The organism is Neorhizobium sp. USDA 3394 (genome assembly GCF_056280385.1).
The window spans coordinates 899582-923339 of the sequence record NZ_JBWCDU010000002.1; the positions used below are offsets into that span (position 1 = coordinate 899582).

Below are 23758 nucleotides of genomic sequence, written 5' to 3' on the forward strand. Positions count from 1 at the left end.
AAGGAAACTCGCGGCCTCAAGATCTCAAAGACCGAACATGCGTGGCGGGCTGGAGTTTCCCGTTCAAGAGAACCGCTCCCGGAATAGGAGTGGGCCGGCTTCCTCCTCCGCGATGGCGGCGCGGTTGGCTGCCTCGCGCAGAGCCTGAAAGTCGGCTTGGTGCTCGACCCTGGTACCGCCAAGCCGCACCGTCACCGATATCTGGCGCTCCTGCCCGGCTGTGAACGTGGTTTCCCTTACCTGACCGCGAATACGCTCGCAGATGGTGCTGGCATTTTCCGTCGTCGTGCCGGGCAGATAGATGCCGAGTTCGTCTGAGGCAAGGCGGGCGACAAGATCACCATGGCGCACGGAAGAATATATGATCCGAACCATCGATTGCAGCAGCGTATCGGCCCATTGTGGACCGTAACGGCGATCGATCGCATCGAAATCGTCAATCCTGAGAACGAGCAATACGCCATCGGAGCTTTCGGTGCTGCTGATGCGCCGGCGTTCTATCGCATGCTGGACCGAATTCGCAAATTCGCCCGCGCGCATTGTGCCTGTGACGGGGGCATGACGGAGCGCGTTCCGAAGCTCTTCTTGGGTATCGCGAAGCGCGTCGTTACGCAGATAGAGCGCCAATTGAAGCGGAAATGTAACCGCCGCCGATATCAACGCCACGGCTGCCACTTCCATCCAGAAGGGACGTTGGGGAACAAGCAGGCTCATAACCCAAACAATCGCAGCCGCTCCAATTGCAGTGGCGATGGCGCGGAACATGGCCATCCTGACATGTGGTACGGCTACAGTTTGGCGGAAACGATAATAAAGGGTCATCGGTCGGCGGCGCTTTTGCGGTGGCTTTTATCTTTGAGAGGTTCCGTGAAATACCAGATGAATAAACCTTATGGCATTTTAACAATGAGCACGAAGAATGATCGTCGCGATCAACCAGATCGCAGGCTCGGGCGGGTGATGCCAGGTCAGTCGGTACGAGCTCGCGTTCGGCAGGCGTGGTACTCGGCGATATCGCGCAGTCAATATCGTCGCGCGCGCATGTGTTCAATGATATGCGCGCCGGATCCCGAAACATGTGTGGCAATTGCGGCGGCGGCTGCATCAGGGTCCTGCTGTCTCAGGCAGGCGAGCAGGTCCTTGTGCTCTCGGATCACGTCCTTTTGGCGCTTGACGGAGGTCGTGAACTGGCGGCTGATCGCTCCCAGTATCTGTCGGTGCCGTACCCAAAGATCGACCGCATGGCGGTTGTAGTGTCGGTCGTACATCAGCCGATGAAACTGCAAATCAAGTCGTGAGTGCCGCATCTCATCCTCGAAATTCAAACTCTCGATCTCTGCCTGGACTCGCTCCAGTTCTTCAATCTCTCCCTTGGTGGCGATATTGACGAACCAGCGGGTCAGCGCCGGCTCGATCAGCACCTCGATCTCGCAGATGTCGCGAACGAACTCCTCGTCGATGGGGCGGACACGGGCACCGCGGTTCGGGGTCATGATCACGAAACCTTCGCCGCGAAGCTGCTGCAGCGCCTCGCGCACCGGATTGGTGGACGTGCCCATGCGGCTCGCAAGTTCGGCCACTTTCAGGCGTTCGTTCGCCTTGACGCGCCCGTGAATGATGTCGTCGCGCAGCCTCTCGTAGATCGAGGAACCACCGTCCTCGGCCAGATCGTCGCGGGCGGGGACAGCCTGTCTAATGCTGGTAATCGTGCTCATAGGCTTGCTTTTAATGCACTTTCCGCCGTCTTCCAAGAGCAAAACATTTAATTTCGTACATCTAGATTGACAAAGAATGTACGATCTGAAAGCTTTCATCCAGCACGAATGCCGCGATGGCACTCGTTCGGGAGGAATGCGGCGGAGACAGCCGGTTAAGAGGAGGAGAGAATATGGGTTACCAGCAGAAGCTGCGTGGCCTCGTCGTGTCGACGGGGTTGCTGACGACCGTGCTCTGGGGAGCGACGCTTCCGGCCTGGGCGACGGATTACAAGCAGGCGCCGATGCTTGACGAACAGGTGAAGGCGGGCAAGCTGCCAGCGGTCGCCGAGCGTCTTCCGGAACATCCCTACGTGGAAACCATGATCGACGGCGTCGGCAAGTATGGCGGCACGCTGCGCACCACTATCCTCGCCAATGGCGACCAGTACAATCTGACCCGCACGATCGCCAACGAACTGCTCGTCCGCTGGGACCCGAAGTGGCAGAAGGTGATGCCGTCTCTGGCCGAGGAGTTCAAGGCTTCGGACGATGCGACGACCTACACGTTCAAGCTTCGCAAGGGCCTGAAATGGAGCGACGGGCAGCCTTTCAACGCTGACGACATCATGTTCTGGTACGAAGACGTGTTCATGAACTCGGCCCTTTCGCCGGCCAAGAACCCGACCTTCACGGTTGCCGGCAAGCCGGTCAAGGTGACCAAGATCGACGACCTGACGGTCGAGTTCAAGTTCGAGTCGCCCTACGGCCTGTTCATCCAGCAGCTCGCCTATGGCCAGGGTCACCTGCCGGTGATTTATCCCAAGCACTACCTCAAGCAGTTCCACGACAAATACAACAAAGACGGCATTCCGGCCCTGCTGAAGGCCAATCCGGCCGCCGGCGACTGGGTGGCGCTGTTCAATTCCAAGGTCTCGCTGACCTTCCAGCCGCCGTTCTGGCAGAACCTCGCCTTGCCGACGCTGAACCCGTGGGTCCTGACGGTTCCCTATGCCGACAGCGAACGCGTCGTCGCGACCCGCAATCCCTATTACTGGAAGGTCGATACCGCCGGGAATCAGCTGCCCTATATCGACGGCATCACCTGGGCGAAGCTCGACGACCCGCAGCTGATGGCACTGAAGATGACCTCCGGTGAGTTCGATTTCGCCTTCCGCCACATCAACAACTCGACCTTCAAGTCGGTCCTCTTCGACGGCCAGCAGACGGGCAACTACAAGTTCGTCGACGTCAAGGACCTGCCGGCCAACGATGCGGTCATCCTCCTGAACCTCAACTCCACCGATCCGGTGAAGCGCAAGATCTTCCAGAACAAGGATTTCCGTATCGCGCTCAGCCAGTCGATCAACCGGCAGGAGATCATCGATCTCGTTTATGTCGGGCAGGGGGCTCCGGCGCAGGTTGCCGTTCAGCCCGAGCACGAGCTGTTCAACGAGCGCGAGGCGAAACAGTATACCGCGTTCGATCCCAAGGCGTCGGCGGCGATCCTCGACAAGATCATGCCGAAGAAGGATGCCGAAGGTTATCGTCTCGACGAGAGCGGCAAGCGCTTCACCATCAACTTCATGGTCGCCGACGTCTTCGGCCTGTCCTATCCCGACGTGATGCAGATGGTGCAGAAATACGCCAAGGAGGTCGGCATCGACATCCAGCTGCGCACCACGGATCGCGCCCGCCTCAACACCATGTGGGCGGCCAACGAGCAGGACGCCTATATCTGGAACTGCGTCGGCGGGCTTTCGGAAGTCTATACCGATCCGCGTTGCTACATGCCTTTCCAGAAGGCCGACATCTTCTTCGCGATGAAGTGGAGCGAATGGTATTCGAACCACGCGACCGGCGAGGAACCGCCGGAAAACATCAAGGCGCTGATGGCCGCCTACGACAAGGTCAACGCCGCCGTGACCGATGACGACCGCCGCCAGAAGATGAAGGATTTCCTCAATCAGTCGGCCGACAACTTCCTCAACATCGGTATCTCGCGCCCGATGCCGAAATACATGATGACGTCGAAGAACTTGAAGAATGTCGTCAACGGCATTCCGATCACCGGCAACCTCTGGCATCCGGCTCCGACGCTGACCCAGTGGTACTTCGACAAGCCGACCAAGTAAGGGCCATCAGGTTCCTCACGAGGCCGGTGGCGGCTTGAGCGCTGCCGCCGGCATCCCTTCGATCCAAATCGAACGGTCAGATCTATGCTCCGTTACATTCTCAAGCGGCTGGTGTTCGCGATCCCGACACTGTTTGCCGTCTCCATCATCGCCTTCATCATCATCCAGCTGCCGCCGGGCGACTATCTGACGACGCTGATGGCCGACTGGGCAAGCCAGGGTGGCGCGGTGGAAGCCGGCACGGTCGCGGCGATGCGCGAACGCTACGGCCTCGATCAGCCCATCTATTATCAATATTACAAATGGATCTGGGGCATCCTCACGGCCGGCGATTTCGGCATCTCGTTCGAGCTCGGCAAACCGGTGACGGAACTGATCTGGAACCGCCTCGGCTTCTCGCTGCTGCTGTCGCTGCTGACGCTCTGCTTCGTCTGGGCGATTGCCATCCCGATCGGCATCCTGTCGGCGGTGCGGCAATATTCGATCTCCGACTACACGGCGACTTTCCTTGCCTTCTTCTTCCTCGCGGTGCCGGATTTCCTGATGGCGCTGTCGGCCATGTATGTCATGTCCGCCTGGTTCGGCCAAAGCGTCGGCGGTCTCTTCTCGCCCGACTATGTGGATGCCGGCTGGAGTTTTGGAAAGCTCGTCGACTTCGCTAGGCATGTCTGGCTGCCGGTGGTGGTCATCGGCCTCGGTTCGCTCGCGGCCTTGGTACGCATCATGCGCGCCAACCTGCTCGATGAATTGTCCAAGCCCTATGTCACCACGGCGCGTGCCAAGGGCATGTCCGAACTGGAGCTGCTGATCCGCTACCCGGTGCGACTTGCGCTCAACCCGCTGATCTCGACGCTCGGCTGGATCCTGCCGGCGGTCATTTCCGGCGAGATCATCGTCTCGGTGGTCATGAGCCTGCCGACCACCGGCCCGCTGCTCTTACGGGCGCTGCTGGCCCAGGACATGTATCTCGCCGGCTCGCTCATCCTGCTGATCTCGGTGCTCACCATCATCGGCACGCTGATTTCGGACATCCTGCTCGCTCTCACCGACCCGCGGATCCGTTTCCAATGACAGATATCACCAGCCTCCCGCCGGAAACCGGCCCGTCGTTCAACCTGTCCGGCAAGGACATTGCCGTCGCCGGCCAGTGGCGCCTGTTCTGGCTCAAGTTTAAGAAGCACAGAATAGCGCTCGCGAGCCTCGTCGTGATCGTCTTCATGTATCTCGTCGCGGGATTCGCGGATTTCATCGCGCCCGTCGATCCGAATGCCACCAATGCACGCTTCACCTACGCGCCGCCGCAAGGCCTGTCGCTGCTGCTCGACGGTTCGTTCCGGCCGCATGTCAACCAGCTGAAGATGACGCTGAACACCGAATCCATGCGCCGCGAATTCGTGGCCGATCCGACCAAGCCGATCTCGGTCGGCTTCTTCGTGAAGGCGCCGCAGCCCTATCGTCTGCTCGGCCTGATCCCGATGCAGACCAAGCTTTTCGGCCTCACCAATCCTCAGGTCGGCGACAGCCTCTACATCTTCGGCGCCGACCGGCTCGGCCGCGATATCTTCAGTCGTGTGGTCCACGGCGCCCAGATCTCCCTGTCGATCGGGCTTGTCGGCGTGTTCATGAGCCTGATCCTCGGGGTGACGATCGGCGGTATTTCCGGTTTCTTCGGCGGCTGGGTCGATCTCGCCATCCAGCGCTTCATCGAGCTCTTGCGCTCGATCCCGACCATCCCGCTCTGGATGGGACTGGCCGCCGCGATCCCCGTCGGCTGGCCGCCGCTCAGGACCTATTTCGTCATCACCCTGATCGTCTCGCTGATCGGCTGGACGAGCCTCGCCCGCGAAGTGCGCGGCAAGTTCCTGTCACTCCGCAGCGAGGATTTCGTCATCGCCGCAAGACTCGACGGCATGAGCGAGATCGGCATCATCTTCAACCACCTGGTCCCGTCGTTCATGAGCCACATCATCGCGACTCTGACGCTGGCGATCCCGTCGATGATCCTGGCCGAGACGGCGCTGTCCTTCCTCGGCATCGGCCTGCAGCCGCCGATCATCTCCTGGGGCGTGCTGCTGCAGGAGGCGCAGAACATCCGCGCCGTCGCACAGGCGCCCTGGCTGCTGTTCACGCCGGCCGCAGCGATCGTCATCTCGGTCCTCTCCCTCAACTTCCTCGGCGACGGTTTGCGCGATGCCGCTGACCCTTATGAGTCCGTGTCATGAGCATGAACCCCAATATGTCACAGGAAACGATCCTCAAGGTCGAGGACCTCAAGACCTACTTCCCGATGCGCACCGGCATCTTCAAGGCGGTCGATGGCGTCTCGTTCGAACTGAAGCGCGGCAAGACGCTCTGCGTCGTCGGCGAGAGCGGTTCCGGCAAGTCGGTGACCGCCCGCTCGATCCTGCAGATCGTCGACCGGCCCGGCCGTATCGAAGGCGGCTCGATCCTGCTCACCCGCGCCGACGGTTCAGTGAGCGATCTCGCCAGGCTCGATGCGCGCGGCAAGGACATCCGCTCGGTGCGCGGCAAGGAGATCGCGATGATCTTCCAGGAGCCGATGAGTTCGCTCTCGCCGGTCCACCGTATCGGCACCCAGATCGGCGAGGCGCTGCGCATCCATTTCGGCATTCGCGGTAACGAGCAGCGCGAACGCGTTCTCGCACTGCTGCGCCAGGTGGAAATCCCGCGCCCGGAAACCGCGATCGACCGCTACACGTTCGAATTCTCCGGCGGCATGCGCCAGCGGGTGATGATCGCCATGGCACTCGCCTGCAATCCGCAGGTCCTGATTGCCGACGAGCCGACCACCGCGCTCGACGTGACCACGCAAGCCGAAATCCTCGACCTGATCAAGAAGCTGCAGCAGAGCCACGGCATGGCCGTGCTGTTTATCACCCATGACATGGGCGTGGTGGCCGAAATCGCCGACGAAGTGCTGGTCATGTATCGCGGCAAGGTGATGGAACGCGGCCCGGTGGAGCAGATTTTTCATGCCCCGCAGGACGACTATACCCGCCGGCTGATCGGTTCGGTCGTCAAGCTGGAGAAGAAGGCGGAAGTTCGCCTGACGCGCGCCGCCATCTCGGCCGAAGCAGCCCCGCTTCTCGACGTGAAGAACCTGTCGCTGACCTTCCCCTCCGGCCTCAAGGCGGTCGATGACGTGTCGCTGATCGTGCGGCCGGGCGAGACGCTCGGCATCGTCGGCGAGAGCGGTTCCGGCAAGACCACCATGGGCCGCTGCCTGCTGCGCGTCTACGATCCGCAGGCCGGCGCCATCGATTTCCGCCGCCCGGATGGTCATACCGTCGATATCCGCACCGCCGACAAGGCGGAGCTGAAAGATATCCGCCGCGAGGTGCGGATGATCTTCCAGGACCCGGTCGGTTCGCTCAGCCCCCGCAAGAATGTCGGCCAGATCATCGCAGAGCCGCTGAAGCTTGCCGGCGTGAAGGGCAGGGAGCTCGAGGACCGGGTCTGCGAACTGATGCAACAGGTGGGCCTCGAACCCGCCTGGCGCGAACGTTACCCGCATGCATTTTCGGGCGGCCAGCGCCAGCGGATCGGCATTGCCCGGGCGATTGCGGTCAAGCCGCGCCTGATCGTTGCCGACGAGGCGACCTCGGCGCTCGATGTGTCGCTCCGCTCGCAGATGCTCGACCTGATGATGAAGCTGCAGGATGAACTCGGTCTCTCCTACGTGTTCATCTCTCACGACATGTCGGTGATCCGCTACATGTGCGACCGGGTCGCGGTCATGTATCGCGGCAGGATCGTCGAGGCGGGCGATACCGACCAGGTCGTCAATCACCCGCAGCACGACTACACCCGCGCGCTGCTCTCGGCCATTCCCCATCCCGATCCGCGCGAGCGGCGCATCCACAAGCGGTTCCGCTACGACCCGGCCCGCACAGTTTCAGCCAACGGATAAATCGATGAAAATTACCAACGTCAAAATCATTGTCTGCTCGCCCGGCCGCAACTTCGTTACCGTCAAGATTTTTACCGACGAGGGTCTGACCGGGGTCGGCGATGCGACGCTGAACGGCCGTGAAAAGGCGGTCGTCGCCTATCTGGAGGAGCACTTAGCGCCGCTCCTGATCGGCCGCGATCCGAGCCGCATCGAGGATATCTGGCAGTATTTCTACAAGGGTGCCTATTGGCGCCGCGGCCCGGTGACCATGGCGGCGATCGCCGGCATCGATACCGCGCTCTGGGATATCAAGGCCAAGGCCGCCAATATGCCGCTCTACCAGCTTCTCGGTGGGGCGAGCCGCGATAAGGTGCTGTGCTACACTCATGCCCAGGGCACGGATATAGCTGAAGCCGTCGAAGCGGTCGGCAAGCGCATCGAGCAGGGTTACAAGGCGATCCGCGTGCAGGTCGGTATTCCCGGTCTGCCGGATGTCTACGGCACCGGCAAGAAATCCGTCACCAACAATGCGGCCGACGATGCGTTTCCGCATGAGGAAACCTGGTCGACCTCCAAATATCTCCGCTTCGTCCCCGAACTGTTCAAGGCGGTGCGTGAGGCGCATGGCTGGGATATCGAGCTTTTGCATGACAGCCATCACCGCCTGACCCCGATCGAAGCGGCCCGGCTTGGCAAGGACCTTGAGTTCGCGCGTCTCTTCTGGCTGGAGGATACCGTCGCTGCTGAGCATCAGGAAAGTTTCCGCCTGATCCGCAAGCACACCACGACGCCGCTTGCCGTCGGCGAGGTGTTCAACACGATCTGGGATGCGCGGCTTTTGATGGAGGAGCAACTCATCGACTATATCCGCACCACGACCGTGCATGCCGGCGGCGTCACCGCGCAGCGGCGGATCATGGATTTCGCGAGCGTCTATAACGTCCGCACCGCCTGCCATGGCGCCATGGACATGTCGCCGATCTGCCTCGGCGCCAACCTGCATCTGGACCTCTGGGTCCCGAATTTCGGCATCCAGGAATATTCCGGCTACCTGCCGGAAATCATAGACGTCTTCCCGAGCGCCTGGAGCCTCAAGGACGGTTACCTGCATCCGGGCGAGGCGATCGGCCACGGCGTCGATATCGACGAGAAGCTTGCGGAAAAATATCCATACCAGCGCGCCTACCTGCCGGTGAACCGTCTCGAAGACGGCACCCTGTGGCACTGGTAATTCGCCAAGGATCGGAAGGAGGAAGACGATGAAGATCACAGCGATCAAGAGCTATGCCGTCAAGGTCGGCATCCGCAACCAGCTTCTGGTGAAGGTCGAGACCGACGACGGGATTTTCGGCTGGGGCGAAAGCGGTCTCTCGGGCCGCGAAAAGGCCGTGGTCGGCGCGCTCGAGCACTACGCGGAATTCCTGCGCGGCCGCGATCCGTTCAAGATCGGCGCGCTCTGGCAGGAAATGTACCGCAGCCAGTATTTCGAGGGCGGCCGCGTGCTGCAGGCGGCGATCTCGGCGATCGACATCGCGCTCTACGACATCAAGGGCAAGGCGCTCGGCGTGCCGGTCTATGAACTCTTGGGCGGCAAGCAGCGCGACCGCATCCCGACCTTCGCGACCACCTTTGCCGAACCCGGCCCGGCCATGGTGGAACAGGCGCAGATGCTGGTCGAGCACGGCTGGACGGCGATGCGCCTGTCGCCCTCGGGTCACGAGCACAAGGACATCTACGAACCGCGCGAGCATATCGCCACGACCGCAAAATGGTGTGTCAAGACCCGCGAGGCGCTCGGCGACGACGTCGTGCTCGGCATCGACTGTCACCACCGCCTTTCGGTCGCGGAAGCTGCGAGCTTCTGCCAGAAGATGCCGAAGGGCACGCTCGATTTCCTTGAGGAGCCGATCCGCGACGAGTCGCCGAGCTCCTACGAGGCGCTGCGCCGGATGACCGACATCCCGTTTGCGATCGGCGAGGAGTTTTCCTCGAAATGGCAGTTCCAGCCCTATATCGAGCGCGACATCCACCAGTTCAACCGCCTCGACGTCTGCAATGTCGGCGGACTGACGGAGAGCATGAAGGTCGCTGCCTGGAGCGAAACCCACTACGTCGACATGATGCCGCACAATCCGTTGGGGCCAATCTGCACTGCCGCGACCATCCATTTTTCGGCTGCGGTCGCCAATTTCTCCTGGCTGGAGACCCGCGCGAGCCCGGCGGAAACCCATCTCGGTTTCGACAATTCCGAATTCTTCCCCGTCCAGCCGCGGTTGGAAGGCGCGTTTTATCCGGTCTCGGATGCGCCGGGCCTCGGCGTCGAAGTCAACGAGGAACTGATTTCCAAGCAGAGCTTCGAGTTCTGGGAAGCGCCGCATCTGAAGCGCCGCGATGGCTCGGTGACGAATTGGTGACGCGTCGCATTGTCGCCGACTAGGCTAATCCGCTCCCCGGGCGAATGCCGCCGATGAGGCACTGGTCCGAGCGCGCCCGACATAGGGACCCTCGTTGCTCAGAACTCATTCGACCAATCTTTACACCCCATAGACACGGGTGCGCGACGGTCGCTTTCGACCTTGGACGACGGCGACCTCCACCGAGCTGGCCCAGAGGTCTTGTTTGCGTTGCCGCGTGTCGATCTATTCCGTGTCACCGTAAAGATCGGCGGAAGCCCCGCAACGAGAAGGCAAACAACACCGTCGCGATGACGAAGAGCCAGGCAAATTGCGGCCAGACCACCGAAAGCCCGGCACCGCGATAGAGGATCGCCTGGGCGAGCAGGATGAAATGCGTGTTCGGCGCTGCAAGCATGATCGTCTGGATCACCTCCGGCATGCTTTCGCGCGGCGTGGTCGCGCCTGAGAGGATCTGCAGCGGCAGCAGTACCAGCATCAGCAGCAGGCCGAATTGCGGCATTGAGCCCGCAAGGGTGGCAAGCGCGATTCCCATCGCGGTTGCTGCGAGAAGATGGAGTGCTGCCCCCGCCATGAACAGCACGATCGACCCTTCGATCGGAACCTTCAGCAATCCCTGCACCACGAAGATCAGCGAAAGCAGTGTCGCGACGAACACCACCAGTCCCATCGACCACACTTTTGCGGCCATGATTTCGAACGGCGTCAAAGGCATCACCAGGAGATGCTCCACCGTTCCGTGTTCCCGCTCGCGGATGAGCGCGGTGCCGGTCAGGATAATCGCCAGCATGGTGACGTTGTTGATCACGTTCATCACCGATGCGAACCACATCTGGTTTAGCTCGGGATTGAACCGGGCGCGCAATGCCAGATCTACCGACGATATACGACCGTCGATATCGGAAGCAGCAAAACCGGCCACTTCCGTCGAGACAATGTTCTGCACGTAGCCGGATCCGGAAAACGCCTGGGTCATGCGGGTCGCATCGACATTGAGCTGGACGACCGGGGTTTTGCCGGCGATCAGGTCGCTCTGAAAGTTCGGCGGAATGTCGAGCGCGAACGTGTCGGTGCCGGCATCCATGCGGGCGTCCATCTCGCCCGCGGTGATCATCGCCGGTGGCTTGAAATAGGGCTTCAGGAAAGAGTCGGCGATCCGCCGCGAAAGCGGCGAATTGTCCTCGTCGACGATCGCGATCGGCGCATTGTTCAATGTCTCGGGAACGGCTTTCGCTTCCGTATAGACCGCGATCGTGAACGAATAGACGATCAGCCCGAGCAGGATTGGGTCGCGCAGCAGGCCGCGCAGTTCCTTGATCCCGAGATGGAAGATATTGGCGAGCCGCATCCGTCACCTGGCCTGTTTCTTGAGAAAGACGGTGCTTGCCGCAATCAGCAGCGGAGCGGCGATGACGAGCGGCAGGAAGGCGTCGAAGAGATTTTCGAAGTCGAGCCCCTTCGAGAAGGTTCCGCGGGCAATGATGTTGAAATAGGTGGTGGGATAGATCCGGCCGATGAGCGCCCCGATGCCTTGCAGCGAGGAGACCGGATCGATCATCCCGGCGAACTGCACGGCCGGGATGATCGTCAGCAGCGTCGTCCCGAAGATCGCGGCGATCTGGCTCGACATGAATGTCGAGACCAGCAGGCCGAAGGCGGTCGCGAAAGCGACATAGAGAAGCGCCGCCGTCGCGAAGGCGGCCAAGCTGCCGGTGAACGGCACCTGGAACACCAGGACCGCGAACAGCCACAGGAGCACGGCGTTGATCATGCCGAGCGCCAGGTAGGGAAGCTGCTTGCCGATGAGGAATTCGAGCCTCGTCACCGGCGTTACGTAGAAGTTGACGATCGAGCCGAGCTCCTTTTCCCGCACCACCGACAGCGCCGCGAGCATGGCCGGGATCAGCAGGAGCAGCAGCGGAATGACCGCCGGCACCATGGCCACCAGGCTTTCGATGCCGGGATTGTACCGGAAGCGGGTCTCGATCGAGAACTGCCCGCTTGCGGCATCGCCGTAGATCTCGCGCGCCTTCTGCTCCAGCCAGTGGGCATGCATGCCCTGCACATAGCCGCGCGTCGTTTCCGCCCGCTGCGGCATCGCGCCGTCGATCCAGGCGCCGATCTCGACATCATGGCCCCGCGCGACATGTTCGGCAAAACCGGCCGGAATCTCGATCGCCAGTTTCAGCGAGCCGTCGCGCATGCGCCTGTCGAGGTCGGCATAATCTGCAAGAGGGGGCTGCTCTATGAAATAGCGGGAGCCGGCGATATCGGCGATATAGTCGCGGCTGGCGACCGTGTCGTCGCGGTCGAGAACCGCAAAGCTGAGGTCCTTGACGTCCATGTTGATACCGTAGCCGATCACGAACATCAGGATGACGCTGCCGATCAGCGCCAGGGTCGCACGGATGGGGTCGCGGCGGATTTCCAGCGTTTCACGAAGGCTGTAGCTCCAGATGCGGCGCAGGTCGAAAGCGCGTTGCCGATGCGGGCCGGCGAACTTGCGCTCGCCTTCGGTCGTCGATGATGCCGGCGCGGATGAAGCAGCCGTTTCGCCGATCGCATCTTCGAGATAGGCGATAAACGCCTCTTCCAGTGTCGTGGCGTTGCGGGTTTCGCGGATCACGTCAGGGGTATCGCTGACCAGCACCTTGCCGGCATGCATCAGCGAGATGCGGTCGCAGCGTTCCGCCTCGTTCATGAAATGGGTGGAGATGAATATCGTGACGCGATCTTTGCGGGAGAGCTCGATCAGCGCCGCCCAGAGCTGGTCGCGGGCGATGGGGTCGACACCGGATGTCGGTTCGTCGAGGATCAGCACTTCCGGCGAATGGATCAGCGCCACCGCAAGAGACAGCCGCTGCCGGACGCCGAGAGGCAGGGCATCAGGCAGAGTGTCCATAACGTCGGTAAGCTCGAAGCGCCGGCCCATTTCCTCGATCCGGGCTGGGATGGCGTCAGCCGGCAGCTGGAACAGCCGCGCATGCAGGTCGAGGTTCTGCCGGACCGTCAATTCGCTATAGAGCGAGAAGGCCTGGCTCATGTAGCCAACGCGCCGCCGGACATCCATGTCCTTCGGATCGACCGTCTTGCCAAAAAGCTTCGCCGTACCTTCGCTTGCCGGCAGCAGGCCGGTCAGCATCTTCATCGTGGTGGATTTGCCGCAGCCGTTCGAGCCGAGGAAGCCGAAAATCTCGCCGCGGCGGATGCGGAAGCTGACATTATCCACCGCGGTGAAATCCCCAAAGCGCATGGTGAGGCCCTCGGCCTCGATCGCAAATTCCGCCTCGCTGAAATCCGCAGGCGGGTGGACCGGAATGGCCTCGTGCATCGCCCGTTTCTCTTCCGGCATCAGCGCGATGAAGGCATCATCCAGCGTTGTGCTGCCGGTCCGGGCGAGGAACTGCCACGGCGAGCCGGTCGCAAGCAGTTTTCCCGCATCCATGGCGGCGAGCCATTCGAAGCGCGCCGCTTCCTCCATATAGGCGGTCGCGACGATCACGCTCATTTCTGGCCGCTCCTTCCGGATATCCTCGACGAGGTTCCAGAACTGCCGGCGCGACAGCGGATCGACGCCGGTGGTCGGTTCGTCGAGGATAAGAAGGTCCGGATCATGGATGAGGGCGCAGCAGAGGCCGAGCTTCTGCTTCATGCCGCCCGAAAGCTTGCCGGCGGGACGATCCTCGAAACCCGAGAGGCCGGTGCGCTTCAGAAGGTTGGCGATGCGGTATTCGCGTTCCTCGCGGCCCTGGCCGAACAGGCGAGCGAAGAAATCGGCATTCTCGAACACCGACAGTGTCGGATAGAGGTTCTTGCCGAGCCCCTGCGGCATATAGGCGACGGCCGGGCAGGTGCGGACCCGGTGACGGGCGCTGCGCATGTCGCCGCCGAGCACCTCGACCTCGCCCGTCTGGATCTGCCGCGCGCCTGAGATCAGCGACAGAAGCGAGGATTTGCCCACGCCGTCCGGACCGATCAGGCCGATCATCCTGCCTGCCGGCAGGTCGAGAGTTATGCCGTCGATCGCCCGTGTCCTGCCGTAGGAATGGCTGACATCCTTCAACCGCACCACGTAGGCCGGCTCCGGCTGGATGCCTATCGTCTGCTGTTCCGGGCTCATGGGGTAATCGGCTGCGACAGGGACGCAGGCCATTCGGCGGCCGGATCGAGCTTCACATAGGTCCGACCCGGCAAACCAGTCTTGACCTGCGCGATATATTTCTGAAGCAGTTCCGGAGAGACCCGCGCCCGCAGACGGAACATCAGCTTCTGGCGTTCCTCCTCGGTCTCTACGGTTTTGGGCGTGAATTGCGCCACATCGGACACGAACGATATCCGGGCGGGAATGACATATTGAGGGGCGGCATCGAGAACGATCCGTGCCTCGCCGCCGATCGGGGTGCGCCCGGCCTCCTCGGTCGGTAGGAAGAAGGTCATGTAAACGTCGCCGACATCGAGGATGTTGAGCACGCGGCCCCCGGCGGCGACCACTTCGCCGGGCTGCGCCACGAGATATTGTACCCGTCCGTCACGCGGCGCCTTGAGCTCGGAGTCACGCAAATCCGCGTCGATCCGCGCGACGGTCGCCTGCATTGCCTCGACCGAGGCCTCGGCGTCGATCACCTGCGCGGTTGCAGCACCGATCGCCGCCTCGGTCGCGGCCAAATTTGCTTGCGCGGCGCTGAAGGTCGCAGCTGCGCCGTCGACCCGGGCTCGATCGTCGTCGAGCGCCTGGTCCGAGACGGTTCCACTTTTTGAAAGCTGCAGGCTGCGGGCGAGCCGCCTCTGTGCGGACTGGAGCAAAACTGCATTTTGGGAGACTGTGGCGGCCGCCGCATCTTTTTCGGCTTTGCGCTGGGCGACGACGCTTCTTGCAGTATCGATCCCGATCTTGGCGCGGGAAAGCTGTGCCTCGGCTTCTCGTTTCTGAGCGTTCAGCTGTTCGATGTCCATGCGGGCAACGATCTGGCCCGCCCTGACGAAGTCGCCTTCCCTGACCGTTACATCAGACAGCCGCCCTGCCGTCCGCGCCGCAATATCAATCTCGACGGCCTCGATGCGGCCGTTTCCACTGGCGATGCCCAGCATTGCCGCTGCCGAAAGTCGCATGTCGTAATAGCGCCACGCGAAATACGCAAAACCCGCAGCAGCGATGATGGCGAGGCCTAAAGTCAATTTACGGCTCAACACAAGCTCCATTCCTTTCAGGTGGGAATAGGTGTTCATCGGCCATTCCCGGCGGAGCCACCTTGACCGCGATCAATCACATACGCCGGTGGTGATCCGGCATCTCGTTGCAACATTGTAGAGCGATTGCCATGACATCGATCGACAAGGATCATCACGACCTCCCCGCAGCCGTCCAAGCTCCCTTCAGCCACCCCTTCTCAACCGGATGGAGCCTAACATGTCCTTGAAGATACTACTGGCAACCGTCGGAGCCAATGACGCTAACGCTGATATCGCCAAGGCGATGGAACTGGCCACGGAGCTTGACGCGGCGAGCAACCGACGCGCGCGCGAAGGAGAGGCGAGGTTCTCGCCCAGTACGCACTGGAGATTGGCTGCGACCTGATCGTCATTGTCGTCATCGGCGCCTGGTGGGCATTCGCGGCTACGCGAATGGATATCTGGATGTGTGACGGGAACAGTGCCGGAAGCCCGGATTTCTTCGCTCGAAAATTGGCCCGACCGGAGGCAAGAAACCTCGCCTCCAGCCGTGGACAAAGGATTTGCCAATGTGAAACAGCCGCAATCCTTATCACGCTTCGAGGACGCCTGTCGCCCGACGCGGAATGATGGTCAGGATGCCGACGAGAAATCCAGCACCATGCGCCCGTCGATCCTGCCCTCCTTCAGGCGTGCGAAGATGTCGTTGATGTCTTCGAGCGGCGCCTTGTGGATCTCTGCCTTGACCTTGCCTTCCGTGGCGAAGGCGATCGCCTCGTCGAGATCGCGCCGTGTCCCGACGATCGAGCCGCGAACGGTGATGCGTTTGAGCACGACGTCGAAGATCGGCGTCGGGAACTCGCCGGGCGGCAGGCCGACGAGGCTGACCGTGCCCTTGCGGCGGACCATCCGGATCGCCTGGGAGAAGGCCGGCGGGGAAACGGCGGTGACCAGCACGCCATGCGCCCCGCCGCCGGTTGCCTTCAGCGTATCCTCGACGGCGGTCAGCGAGCGGGCATCGACGGCGAGATCGGCGCCGAGGCTGCGGGCAAGCTCCAGCTTTTGCGGACTGACATCGAGTGCCACGACATGGAAACCCATCGCCTTGGCATACTGAATTGCGACGTGGCCGAGCCCGCCGATGCCTGAGATCGCCACCCATTCCCCGGGTTTCGCTTCGGTTTCCTTGAGGCCCTTGTAGGTGGTCACGCCAGCGCACAGGATCGGCGAGATTGCCGCGAAGTCGACATTCTGCGGCAGCCTTGCGGCAAAGGCGGCGGATGCGATGACATATTCGGCAAAGCCGCCATTGCAGCTGTAGCCGGTATTGTGCTGGTGCTCGCAAAGCGTCTCCCAGCCGGTCTCGCAATATTCGCAAGCAAGGCAGGCATCATGCAGCCAGGCGACCCCCACCGCATCACCTTCCTTCAGTCCTGTCACGCCCGCGCCGAGCTCGACGACAATGCCGGCCGCCTCGTGTCCGGGAATGAACGGCGGGCTTGGCTTGACGGGCCAGTCGCCATCGGCGGCGTGAAGGTCGGTGTGGCAGACGCCGCAGGCCATGACCTTGACGAGGATTTCGCCCGGACCCGGTACGGGCACCGGGACGCATTCGATCGCTAGTGGCTTGCCGAATTGATGCACAACAGCGGCTTTCATCGTTCGCGTCATGTTCGTCTCCTTGTTGTGGAAGGCATGAATGCCGCAATGATGATCTCGAACAAGGGCGGCTTCATTGACCCAGCGCAATCACGGGGCCGACGGTTGGGCCTTGCGCCGCTGGCGTGGGTCACTGCAGTCGCACGATTGGCCCGTTATAGGGCGGCGGCGCCTTGTTGCCGTCGTTGGTCCACAGGCAAGGTGATCCCTCCCTCAGTCAAAGCAGATCAGGGGTGCGAAGTAGACCGCCGTCGGGTTTCTGGTCCGGTTCGAGGCGCCAGGAGCGCATGCAGCGGGCAATTCGGTCCTTCTCATCCATCAGGCAGAGTTCGTAGCCGTCTTCGTCCAGGAAGAACGCCAGGCAGATCTGTTGCCCACCATCCCGGGTAAGGCAGAACTCGTCGAGCGGTTCATCATCGAGGTCTTCTGCGGCCGCCGGGGACGAGAAGGTCCCGGCTGCGAGACACAGGAACAGGGCGGCGAGACACAGAACTCTGCGCCTCGCGGCACGTGAGCATAGCAGGGCCTCTCCCATCCCCTTCACCTCTCAAAGAAGCGGGTATGGCTGTTGCCGCGCGGGCCGGTGCGGGTGACGGCGCAGGACTGTTCCGCCCGGCTGCAATTGCGCACCCTCGACGCCGTGTTGCCGCGGGGACCGACCACTTCGCGGGTCGCCGTGCATTCGCCATTGGAGCAACTGCGGTTATGGGTGGCCGTGCCGCCGTGGATGCCGGTCGTCGAGCGGGTAGCGGTGCAGGCGCCGTTTGCACATTCCACCGTCCGGTCGAAGGAATTGACGCGCGGCGCGACAACCGGCGGATAGTAGCGCCAGGTCGGGTACCATGGGTAGCGCACGTAGTAGCGATCCCAATAGGCGCGATTGTAGCCGACGACCACGATGCCGACACGAGGAGCAAGCGCCGGTGTCAGCACCACGGGCGCGCCGCGATAGACGACCTGGATATAGTTTGCCGAAACCCAGCCGCGCGTGGTGCCGAGCCCGATGTCGCACCAGCTGTAGCCATCAAGGCAGCCATAGGTGATGATGCGGGCGCCGGCAGGGACGACGGTGACGACCGGATAGGCGGTGGAGGGGCCGGCCCTCAGATTGACATTGCCCGTGGCGATCGCCGCTGTGGCGGCGGCTGCGACCGAGGTCATGCCGGCAAGCATCGCGAGTGTGAGAAGCAGTTTCCTGAACATCGGATTTTCCTTTCGAAGGTGAGAGCTCAGTGCTGCATCACGTCGCTCAACGCCGTGCGGCAGGGTGAGGAGAGCTTCTGGGCATTGTCCCTGAGGCAGGCGGCGATGCGGCCTTCACCGCGCTCGACGCCGTCGCAATAGGTTTTCAGGTCGTCGCGGCAGGCGCGGGCGACCTTGATCGCCTGCTGCCGCATTTCGGGCGATGCCTGCATCTGGGCCGAGGCCGTGCCTGCAAGCGCTGCGATGAGGAGGGCAAACAGGATTGGGGCAATGAGAAGCTTGCGGATCATGGGGATTGTCCTTCGGTTCTGGTGGTGGAGTTGTCATTGGTCGTAAGACTGTCATTCGCAGGTCTGTTGACCGGCCGCGGGGCCGGGCCGACCGGCCCGAACAGGACCCGGAGCTTGGCGGCTGGGCCGGCTGCGCGCCGGAAGTCCCGCCAGAGAATGGCCCATTCGCCAAGCGCGATCCGCCCCGGATTGAGTGAGTTCGAGCGGCCACGCAGGCCGTAGCGCAAAAGCTCAGCCTTCGGTGCCTCGGCAAAAGTGCCGAACAGCCGGTCAAAGACGATCAGGATGCCGCCGAAATTCTTGTCGAGGCAGCCGGCATTGGAAGCGTGGTGCACCCGATGATGCGCCGGCGTGTTCAGCACCCATTCGAGCGGGCCGAGACGCGGCGCAAGCTCGGTATGGATGAAGAACTGATAGGCGAGGTTGAGGCCAAGCATCGCGACGATGCCGAACGGATGGAAGCCAAGCCAGGCGAGCGGCAGGAAAAACAGGAAGTTGCCGGAAATATTGCCGGTCCAGCCGAGCCGGATCGCCGCCGTCAGGTTGAGCCTGGTCGGCGAGTGATGCACCGCATGTGTGGCCCAGAGCCATCGGATGTGATGCGAGGCCCGGTGATGCCAATAATAGACGAAGTCCACCGCCACGAAGAGCGCCAGCAGCCCCACCGCATTTGTGATGTCGATGTCCAGCAGGCGGTGCCGATAGGCGAGCACAAAAGGCATGGCGACGAGAGCTGCTTCGAGCGGGCGCACCAGGCTGTGTATCGCCGCGACGCCAAAAGAGGCCGCCGATTCCTTCAAATCATGCGTGTCGTGGTGCGCCAGCCTGCCGATCAGATATTCGAGCAGCATGAAGGAGGCCGCAATGATGAGGATGCCGAGACGCAGCGACGGATCGACGGAACTCTGGAACATGGGAGAACCTCGCAAGGAATGTTGCCCGGCGGCTCGTGCGGGGGGCGGGAAGCCGCCGGGCGCCGCGCATCAGGTCAGTAGCGATGAAAGTTGCCTGAGCGGGTAACCGTGTTGCCGCGCGGGCCTGTCGTGGTCCGGGACCCGGTGCAATAGCCGCCGTCGCAGGAGACCGAGCCGCTGCGCGACATGCCGTAGCCGTTCGGGCCGGTGCGATTGATGCTGCGAGAGCAAGAGCCGCCTGCGCAGCTGCCGCTCGCATGCACGGATGCCGTGCCGCGTGGGCCGCTGATCGAGCTATCACGGGTCCAGGCATTTGCCTGACTGACAGAGAGCAGAGCGAAAGTTCCGGCGAGCAGGCCGGCGGTCAGTGTCTTGGTCATCGTTTCATCCTCGTTTCCATGTGGATCGTCGCATCGACGAAAGCAGGGACCGATCGTCGATATGGATGAGGATGGCGGCGCGATGTATGCCGGTTATGTCGCGCTGGTTTCGATTTGTAGGCCTTTGTCGCCGGATTGTAGCTTTTTGTATCAACGGCTCGCCGACGCTTGATTTCGGCAAATCGCTTGTTCATGGTCGCGCCATGGACCAATCCATGCCGAGAATTCTGATCGTTGATGACGATGCCGACATAAGGCAGCTCGTCGGCGACCTGCTGTCGCGCGAGGGTTTTGCCATTGAAGCCGCCGAGGATGCGCGCGCCATGGACGAGGTGCTTCGGCGGTGCGAGCCGGACCTGATGATCCTGGACCTGATGATGCCCGGCGAGGACGGTCTTTCCGTCTGCCGGCGCATCCGGGCAACGCGACCGTTGCCGATCCTGATGCTGACGGCGAAGAGCGACGAGACCGACCGCGTTGTCGGCCTCGAACTCGGCGCGGACGACTATCTCGTCAAACCGTTCGGCCCGCGCGAACTTCTGGCGCGCGTCCGGGCCCTGTTGCGTCGCGCTACGCCGCAGGTGTTCCAGCCGGCTAGCCGGCGTTACGCCTTCGACCGCTTCGTTGCCGATCTCGACGCACGTCAGCTGCAGGCCGGGTCGGAAGGTACCGTTTCCCTGACGAGCGGGGAGTTCGAACTTCTCTCCTGTTTCGTGCTGAGGCCGCGCCGGGTTCTCTCGCGTGACCAGATTCTTGACTGGACCCATGGCCGCACTGCCGATCCCTTCGATCGCACGGTCGATATTCTCGTCTCGCGGCTTCGCAGGAAACTGGAAGCGGCAAGCCCCGGCAGCAACCTGATCAGCACGGTGCGCAATGGCGGTTACCTGCTGACGGTGCCGGTGCGGCAGGTGACATGATGTTTCGCCTGAGCCTTTCCAGGCGGTTCATCGCGATTGGAGGGGCGGGTTTCCTGGCGCTCTGGATCACCTTGATTTCATCCTACTATTTCGCAAATGGCCTCAGTCGCACCGCCTCCAACCCGCCGCCTGGCCAGATTGCCGCGATCGTCGCGCTTTTGAAGTCAGGTCCTGCCGAGCGCTGGCCGGTGCTGATCGATGCAGTGAATTCGCCCATCCTCGATCTAAGCGTTGCCGGGACGGATTTAAGCCCGGAAAACACCCTCGATCTCTGGGACGACCCGGATTACCGGATCTACCGGGAGGTTCTCGGCGACGACCTGCTATCGATCCGCCTTCTGGTTCCCGAACGCAGGTTCCGGAGGCCACGCCTGTTTCAGGGCGTGCTCAACCCGGTCCAGTTCCGTGTCCGTCTTTCGCCGGATCGGGTACTGGTGATGGAAACCCGCACTCCCTTCATCGTCTCCTGGTTCGGCCTGCCGGTGGGTCTCGGCGCCGGTCTGGTCGGTACTTTGTTCGGCGTCGTCGCGCTGATCGTCCTCCATCGCGAAATCCGCCCGCTGACGCGGCTCGCCGCCGCCGTCGATCGGATCGACCCGGTTGGCGCGCCGGTCGTGCTGCCGAAGCTGAAAGGTGCGGCGCCCGAGACCCGGGCGCTGCTCAAGGCATTCGACCGGCTGCAGACACGCCTGCATGCGCTCGTACGCGCCAGGCTGGCGCTGATCGGCGGTATCCAGCACGACGTACGTACGTTCGCAACACGGTTGAGGCTTCGCGTCGAGCATATCCCGGATGAAAGGGAACGGGAAAAGGCGGCAGCCGACATAGATGACATGATCGAGCTTCTCGACGACGCATTGCTGGCCGGCCGCGCGGGTGTCGGAGCCCTGAACGAGGAACTTCTCGACCTCGTGCCGCTTCTCGAAGCGGAGGTGAGGGACCGCCGGGCTGCTGGCGGGCGCGTCACCTTGGCCGCCCTGCCGCCCGAGACGGCGCTGGTGATCGGCGACCGGCTGGCGCTTCGGCGGGTTTTCGCAAACCTGATCGACAACGCACTCAAATATGGCGATGCCGCCCATCTGAAGCTCGCGATCGATGTCGAGTGGCTGCAAGTGACCGTCGACGACGAGGGAACGGGCATTCCAGCCGATCAGCGCGAGCTTCTGATGGAGCCCTTCGTGCGTCTGGAAACCTCCCGTGCTCGCAAGACAGGCGGTGCCGGCCTGGGCCTCGCTGTCGCCCGCAACCTGGTGGAAGCTCATGGAGGAAGTCTGGAAATCGACGATGCACCGGCCGGTGGAGCAAGACTGATCGTCCGGCTTTGCCTATTTCGCAGCCGATGATGTCACCGGTCGTCGTCGTTGTGGCGGACATGATGGCCGCGATTGCAATCTCAATGACCTGAGCGGCCGATGCGGGAAAGCAGGATGACCGGGACCATCCCGATCAGGAGGATGGCCAAGGCGGCGATGGAAGCCTCCTCATAGGTTCCTCTCGCAGCCTCGCCATAGAGATGAGTGGCAAATGTTTCGATGTTGAGCGGTCGCAGCAGAAGCGTAGCCGGGAGCTCCTTGACGCAATCGACAAAGACCAGGAGGCCGGCTGCTGTTATCGCCGCCTTCGACAACGGCAAATGGACGTGGCGCAAGGTGCCCGTTGGAGACTGGCCGAGCGACCGGGAGGCTTGGTCCAATGACACCGGAATGCGTGCAAGCCCGGCGTCAATGCTTCCGGCCGAGATAGCCAGAAACCTCGTCGCATATGCGTAGATCAGCGCAGCGCCCGAACCGATGAACAACAAGCCGGTGGATATTCCGAACCAATCGATGGCGGTCTGGTCAACCAGCCGATCTGCCGTCGCCAACACGATCAGAACGCCGATGGCAACTACCGTGCCGGGGGCCGCATATCCCATCGTGGCGAGGCGATAGGACCATGACGACACTGCGCCCGGGCGAAGGCGGTTGGTATAGGCGATGACGACACCGAACAGGACCGTGACGGCGGTTGCGATCGTGGCCAGAGATATCGTGCTCACGGCCTCGTCAACGAGACGGGGAGACAGTCCTGCGTAGCGAACGCGTTTCGATGCTTCCACGATGAGATAGAAAGCCGGTGCGGCGAAACCGATGAGGATGGGGATGAGACAAAGGATCAGCAGCGCGGCACCTCTGAGGCCTCGGACTGGACGCGGTTCGAGTTCACGATGGCGCCGGGCATCTCCGGAATAACGCTGCCTGCGCCGGGCCCAGCGCTCAAGGGCCACGAGAACCACGACGATCAAGAGCAGCGAAAGCGCGATCTGCGCCGCGCCCGGCAGATCGCTGCGGGTGATCCACGTCGTATAGATCGATACGGTCAGGGTCCTGACGCCGAGGAATTCGGCGGCGCCCACGTCGTTCAGGGTTTCCATCAGAGCAAGGCTGACACCGACGGCGACCGCCGGTCTGGCAAGGGGCAGGGCAACGTTCCAGAAAATCGCCCGCCGGGGCACGCCCAACATTCGGGCCGCGTCCACGAGATTGGCCGACTGGGTGAGGAACATCGCCCGTACCGGAATGTAGACATAGGGATAGAGGACAAAACCCAGCAACAGGATGCAGCCTGTCATCGACCGCACGTCAGGCAGGCGGAACTGCCGCGGGCTGGAATATCCGAGTATCCAGCGAACCGCCCCCTGAACCGGGCCAATCGGATGCAGGATATCAAGATAGGCATAGGCGATGATATAGGTGGGGACTGCGAGCGGCAGCAGAAGGGCCCATTCGACTATCCTGCGGCCGGGAAAGGCATGGGCCGTCACCAGCCATGCCATGGCTGTGCCGATGGCGGTCGTCACGATGCCCACGCCGCAGAGCAGCACCAGCGTATCGGCGAGTGCAACCGGAAGGATCGAGGATATCAGATGGACCCAGAGTCCGGGGGAGCCCTGGATCGCCTGTACAAGGAGGCCGCCAAAAGGAAGAGCTACCAAAACAGCGACGACGCTGGCGCAGAAGAGCCAACGGGCGCCGGTGCGTCGCGTCGGCCAGCCGATCGCAGGGATATGGGGGAGCAAGATACTCAC

The 23758-nt window shown here is 62.2% G+C and carries 20 protein-coding genes; 8 read left to right on the forward strand and 12 right to left on the reverse strand.

The window, feature by feature from the left end; translation table 11 throughout:
• Positions 1-63: 63 nt before the first annotated feature.
• Positions 64-765, reverse strand: a complete 702-nt coding sequence (locus tag ACZ9EJ_RS25880; RefSeq protein ID WP_255736872.1) for a GGDEF domain-containing protein — start codon at positions 763-765, stop codon at positions 64-66.
• 257 nt (positions 766-1022) lie between these two features.
• Complete coding sequence (locus tag ACZ9EJ_RS25885; RefSeq protein WP_046641002.1) at positions 1023-1715, reverse strand: GntR family transcriptional regulator; 693 nt, start codon at positions 1713-1715, stop codon at positions 1023-1025.
• Positions 1716-1888: 173 nt separating this feature from the next.
• Here ACZ9EJ_RS25885 and ACZ9EJ_RS25890 point away from each other — a divergent pair, with 173 nt between their 5' ends.
• The 6 genes from ACZ9EJ_RS25890 to ACZ9EJ_RS25915 all read left to right on the forward strand — a co-directional run bounded on the left by ACZ9EJ_RS25890 (position 1889) and on the right by ACZ9EJ_RS25915 (position 10156).
• On the forward strand, positions 1889-3829 hold the full coding sequence (locus ACZ9EJ_RS25890) for an ABC transporter substrate-binding protein (protein WP_046630194.1): 1941 nt from the start codon (positions 1889-1891) through the stop codon (positions 3827-3829).
• 84 nt (positions 3830-3913) lie between these two features.
• Positions 3914-4900: an ABC transporter permease gene (locus tag ACZ9EJ_RS25895; RefSeq protein ID WP_046630195.1), complete on the forward strand. Its 987-nt coding sequence runs from the start codon at positions 3914-3916 to the stop codon at positions 4898-4900.
• Positions 4897-6051: an ABC transporter permease gene (locus tag ACZ9EJ_RS25900; RefSeq protein ID WP_046630196.1), complete on the forward strand. Its 1155-nt coding sequence runs from the start codon at positions 4897-4899 to the stop codon at positions 6049-6051. The genes ACZ9EJ_RS25895 and ACZ9EJ_RS25900 overlap by 4 nt, the downstream gene beginning before the upstream one ends.
• The gene (locus tag ACZ9EJ_RS25905; protein WP_046630197.1) at positions 6048-7760 is read left to right on the forward strand and encodes an ABC transporter ATP-binding protein; all 1713 of its coding nucleotides are present in this window, start codon (positions 6048-6050) and stop codon (positions 7758-7760) included. Before ACZ9EJ_RS25900 ends, ACZ9EJ_RS25905 begins: the two co-directional genes overlap by 4 nt.
• Positions 7761-7764: 4 nt before the next feature.
• A complete protein-coding gene (gene manD, locus ACZ9EJ_RS25910) occupies positions 7765-8973 on the forward strand; it encodes a D-mannonate dehydratase ManD (protein WP_046630198.1) in 1209 nt (402 codons plus the stop codon).
• 28 nt (positions 8974-9001) lie between these two features.
• Positions 9002-10156 carry a mandelate racemase/muconate lactonizing enzyme family protein gene (locus tag ACZ9EJ_RS25915; protein WP_046630199.1) on the forward strand — a complete coding sequence of 385 codons (1155 nt, stop codon included), beginning with the start codon at positions 9002-9004 and terminating at the stop codon, positions 10154-10156.
• Between the two features lie 235 nt (positions 10157-10391).
• Here ACZ9EJ_RS25915 and ACZ9EJ_RS25920 read toward each other — a convergent pair whose 3' ends face one another.
• The 9 genes from ACZ9EJ_RS25920 to ACZ9EJ_RS25960 all read right to left on the reverse strand — a co-directional run bounded on the left by ACZ9EJ_RS25920 (position 10392) and on the right by ACZ9EJ_RS25960 (position 19771).
• Complete coding sequence (locus ACZ9EJ_RS25920) at positions 10392-11504, reverse strand: ABC transporter permease (protein WP_046630201.1); 1113 nt, start codon at positions 11502-11504, stop codon at positions 10392-10394.
• A gap of 3 nt (positions 11505-11507) precedes the next feature.
• Positions 11508-14276 (reverse strand): ribosome-associated ATPase/putative transporter RbbA, encoded by a 2769-nt coding sequence (rbbA, locus tag ACZ9EJ_RS25925; protein ID WP_046630204.1) that lies wholly within the window; start codon positions 14274-14276, stop codon positions 11508-11510.
• Positions 14273-15355: an HlyD family secretion protein gene (locus ACZ9EJ_RS25930; RefSeq protein ID WP_080954106.1), complete on the reverse strand. Its 1083-nt coding sequence runs from the start codon at positions 15353-15355 to the stop codon at positions 14273-14275. Before ACZ9EJ_RS25930 ends, rbbA begins: the two co-directional genes overlap by 4 nt.
• Positions 15356-15958: 603 nt before the next feature.
• On the reverse strand, positions 15959-16996 hold the full coding sequence (gene adhP / locus ACZ9EJ_RS25935; RefSeq protein ID WP_046630206.1) for an alcohol dehydrogenase AdhP: 1038 nt from the start codon (positions 16994-16996) through the stop codon (positions 15959-15961).
• 205 nt (positions 16997-17201) lie between these two features.
• Positions 17202-17519, reverse strand: coding sequence for a hypothetical protein (locus ACZ9EJ_RS25940; RefSeq protein WP_046630209.1), 318 nt, complete (start codon positions 17517-17519; stop codon positions 17202-17204).
• 5 nt (positions 17520-17524) lie between these two features.
• Positions 17525-18187: an SH3 domain-containing protein gene (locus ACZ9EJ_RS25945; protein ID WP_046630211.1), complete on the reverse strand. Its 663-nt coding sequence runs from the start codon at positions 18185-18187 to the stop codon at positions 17525-17527.
• Positions 18188-18213: 26 nt separating this feature from the next.
• Positions 18214-18477: a cysteine rich repeat-containing protein gene (locus tag ACZ9EJ_RS25950; RefSeq protein WP_046630213.1), complete on the reverse strand. Its 264-nt coding sequence runs from the start codon at positions 18475-18477 to the stop codon at positions 18214-18216.
• Positions 18474-19391: a sterol desaturase family protein gene (locus ACZ9EJ_RS25955; RefSeq protein WP_080955761.1), complete on the reverse strand. Its 918-nt coding sequence runs from the start codon at positions 19389-19391 to the stop codon at positions 18474-18476. The genes ACZ9EJ_RS25950 and ACZ9EJ_RS25955 overlap by 4 nt, the downstream gene beginning before the upstream one ends.
• Before the next feature lie 74 nt (positions 19392-19465).
• Positions 19466-19771: a hypothetical protein gene (locus tag ACZ9EJ_RS25960; protein WP_046630215.1), complete on the reverse strand. Its 306-nt coding sequence runs from the start codon at positions 19769-19771 to the stop codon at positions 19466-19468.
• A 215-nt stretch (positions 19772-19986) separates the two neighbouring features.
• Between ACZ9EJ_RS25960 and ACZ9EJ_RS25965 the strand changes: the two genes are divergently transcribed.
• On the forward strand, positions 19987-20691 hold the full coding sequence (locus ACZ9EJ_RS25965) for a response regulator (protein ID WP_255736499.1): 705 nt from the start codon (positions 19987-19989) through the stop codon (positions 20689-20691).
• The gene (locus ACZ9EJ_RS25970; protein WP_251089566.1) at positions 20688-22034 is read left to right on the forward strand and encodes a sensor histidine kinase; all 1347 of its coding nucleotides are present in this window, start codon (positions 20688-20690) and stop codon (positions 22032-22034) included. Before ACZ9EJ_RS25965 ends, ACZ9EJ_RS25970 begins: the two co-directional genes overlap by 4 nt.
• Positions 22035-22084: 50 nt before the next feature.
• Here the strand turns inward: ACZ9EJ_RS25970 and ACZ9EJ_RS25975 are convergent, their stop codons facing one another.
• Positions 22085-23758 (reverse strand): ABC transporter permease, encoded by a 1674-nt coding sequence (locus ACZ9EJ_RS25975; RefSeq protein ID WP_080954099.1) that lies wholly within the window; start codon positions 23756-23758, stop codon positions 22085-22087.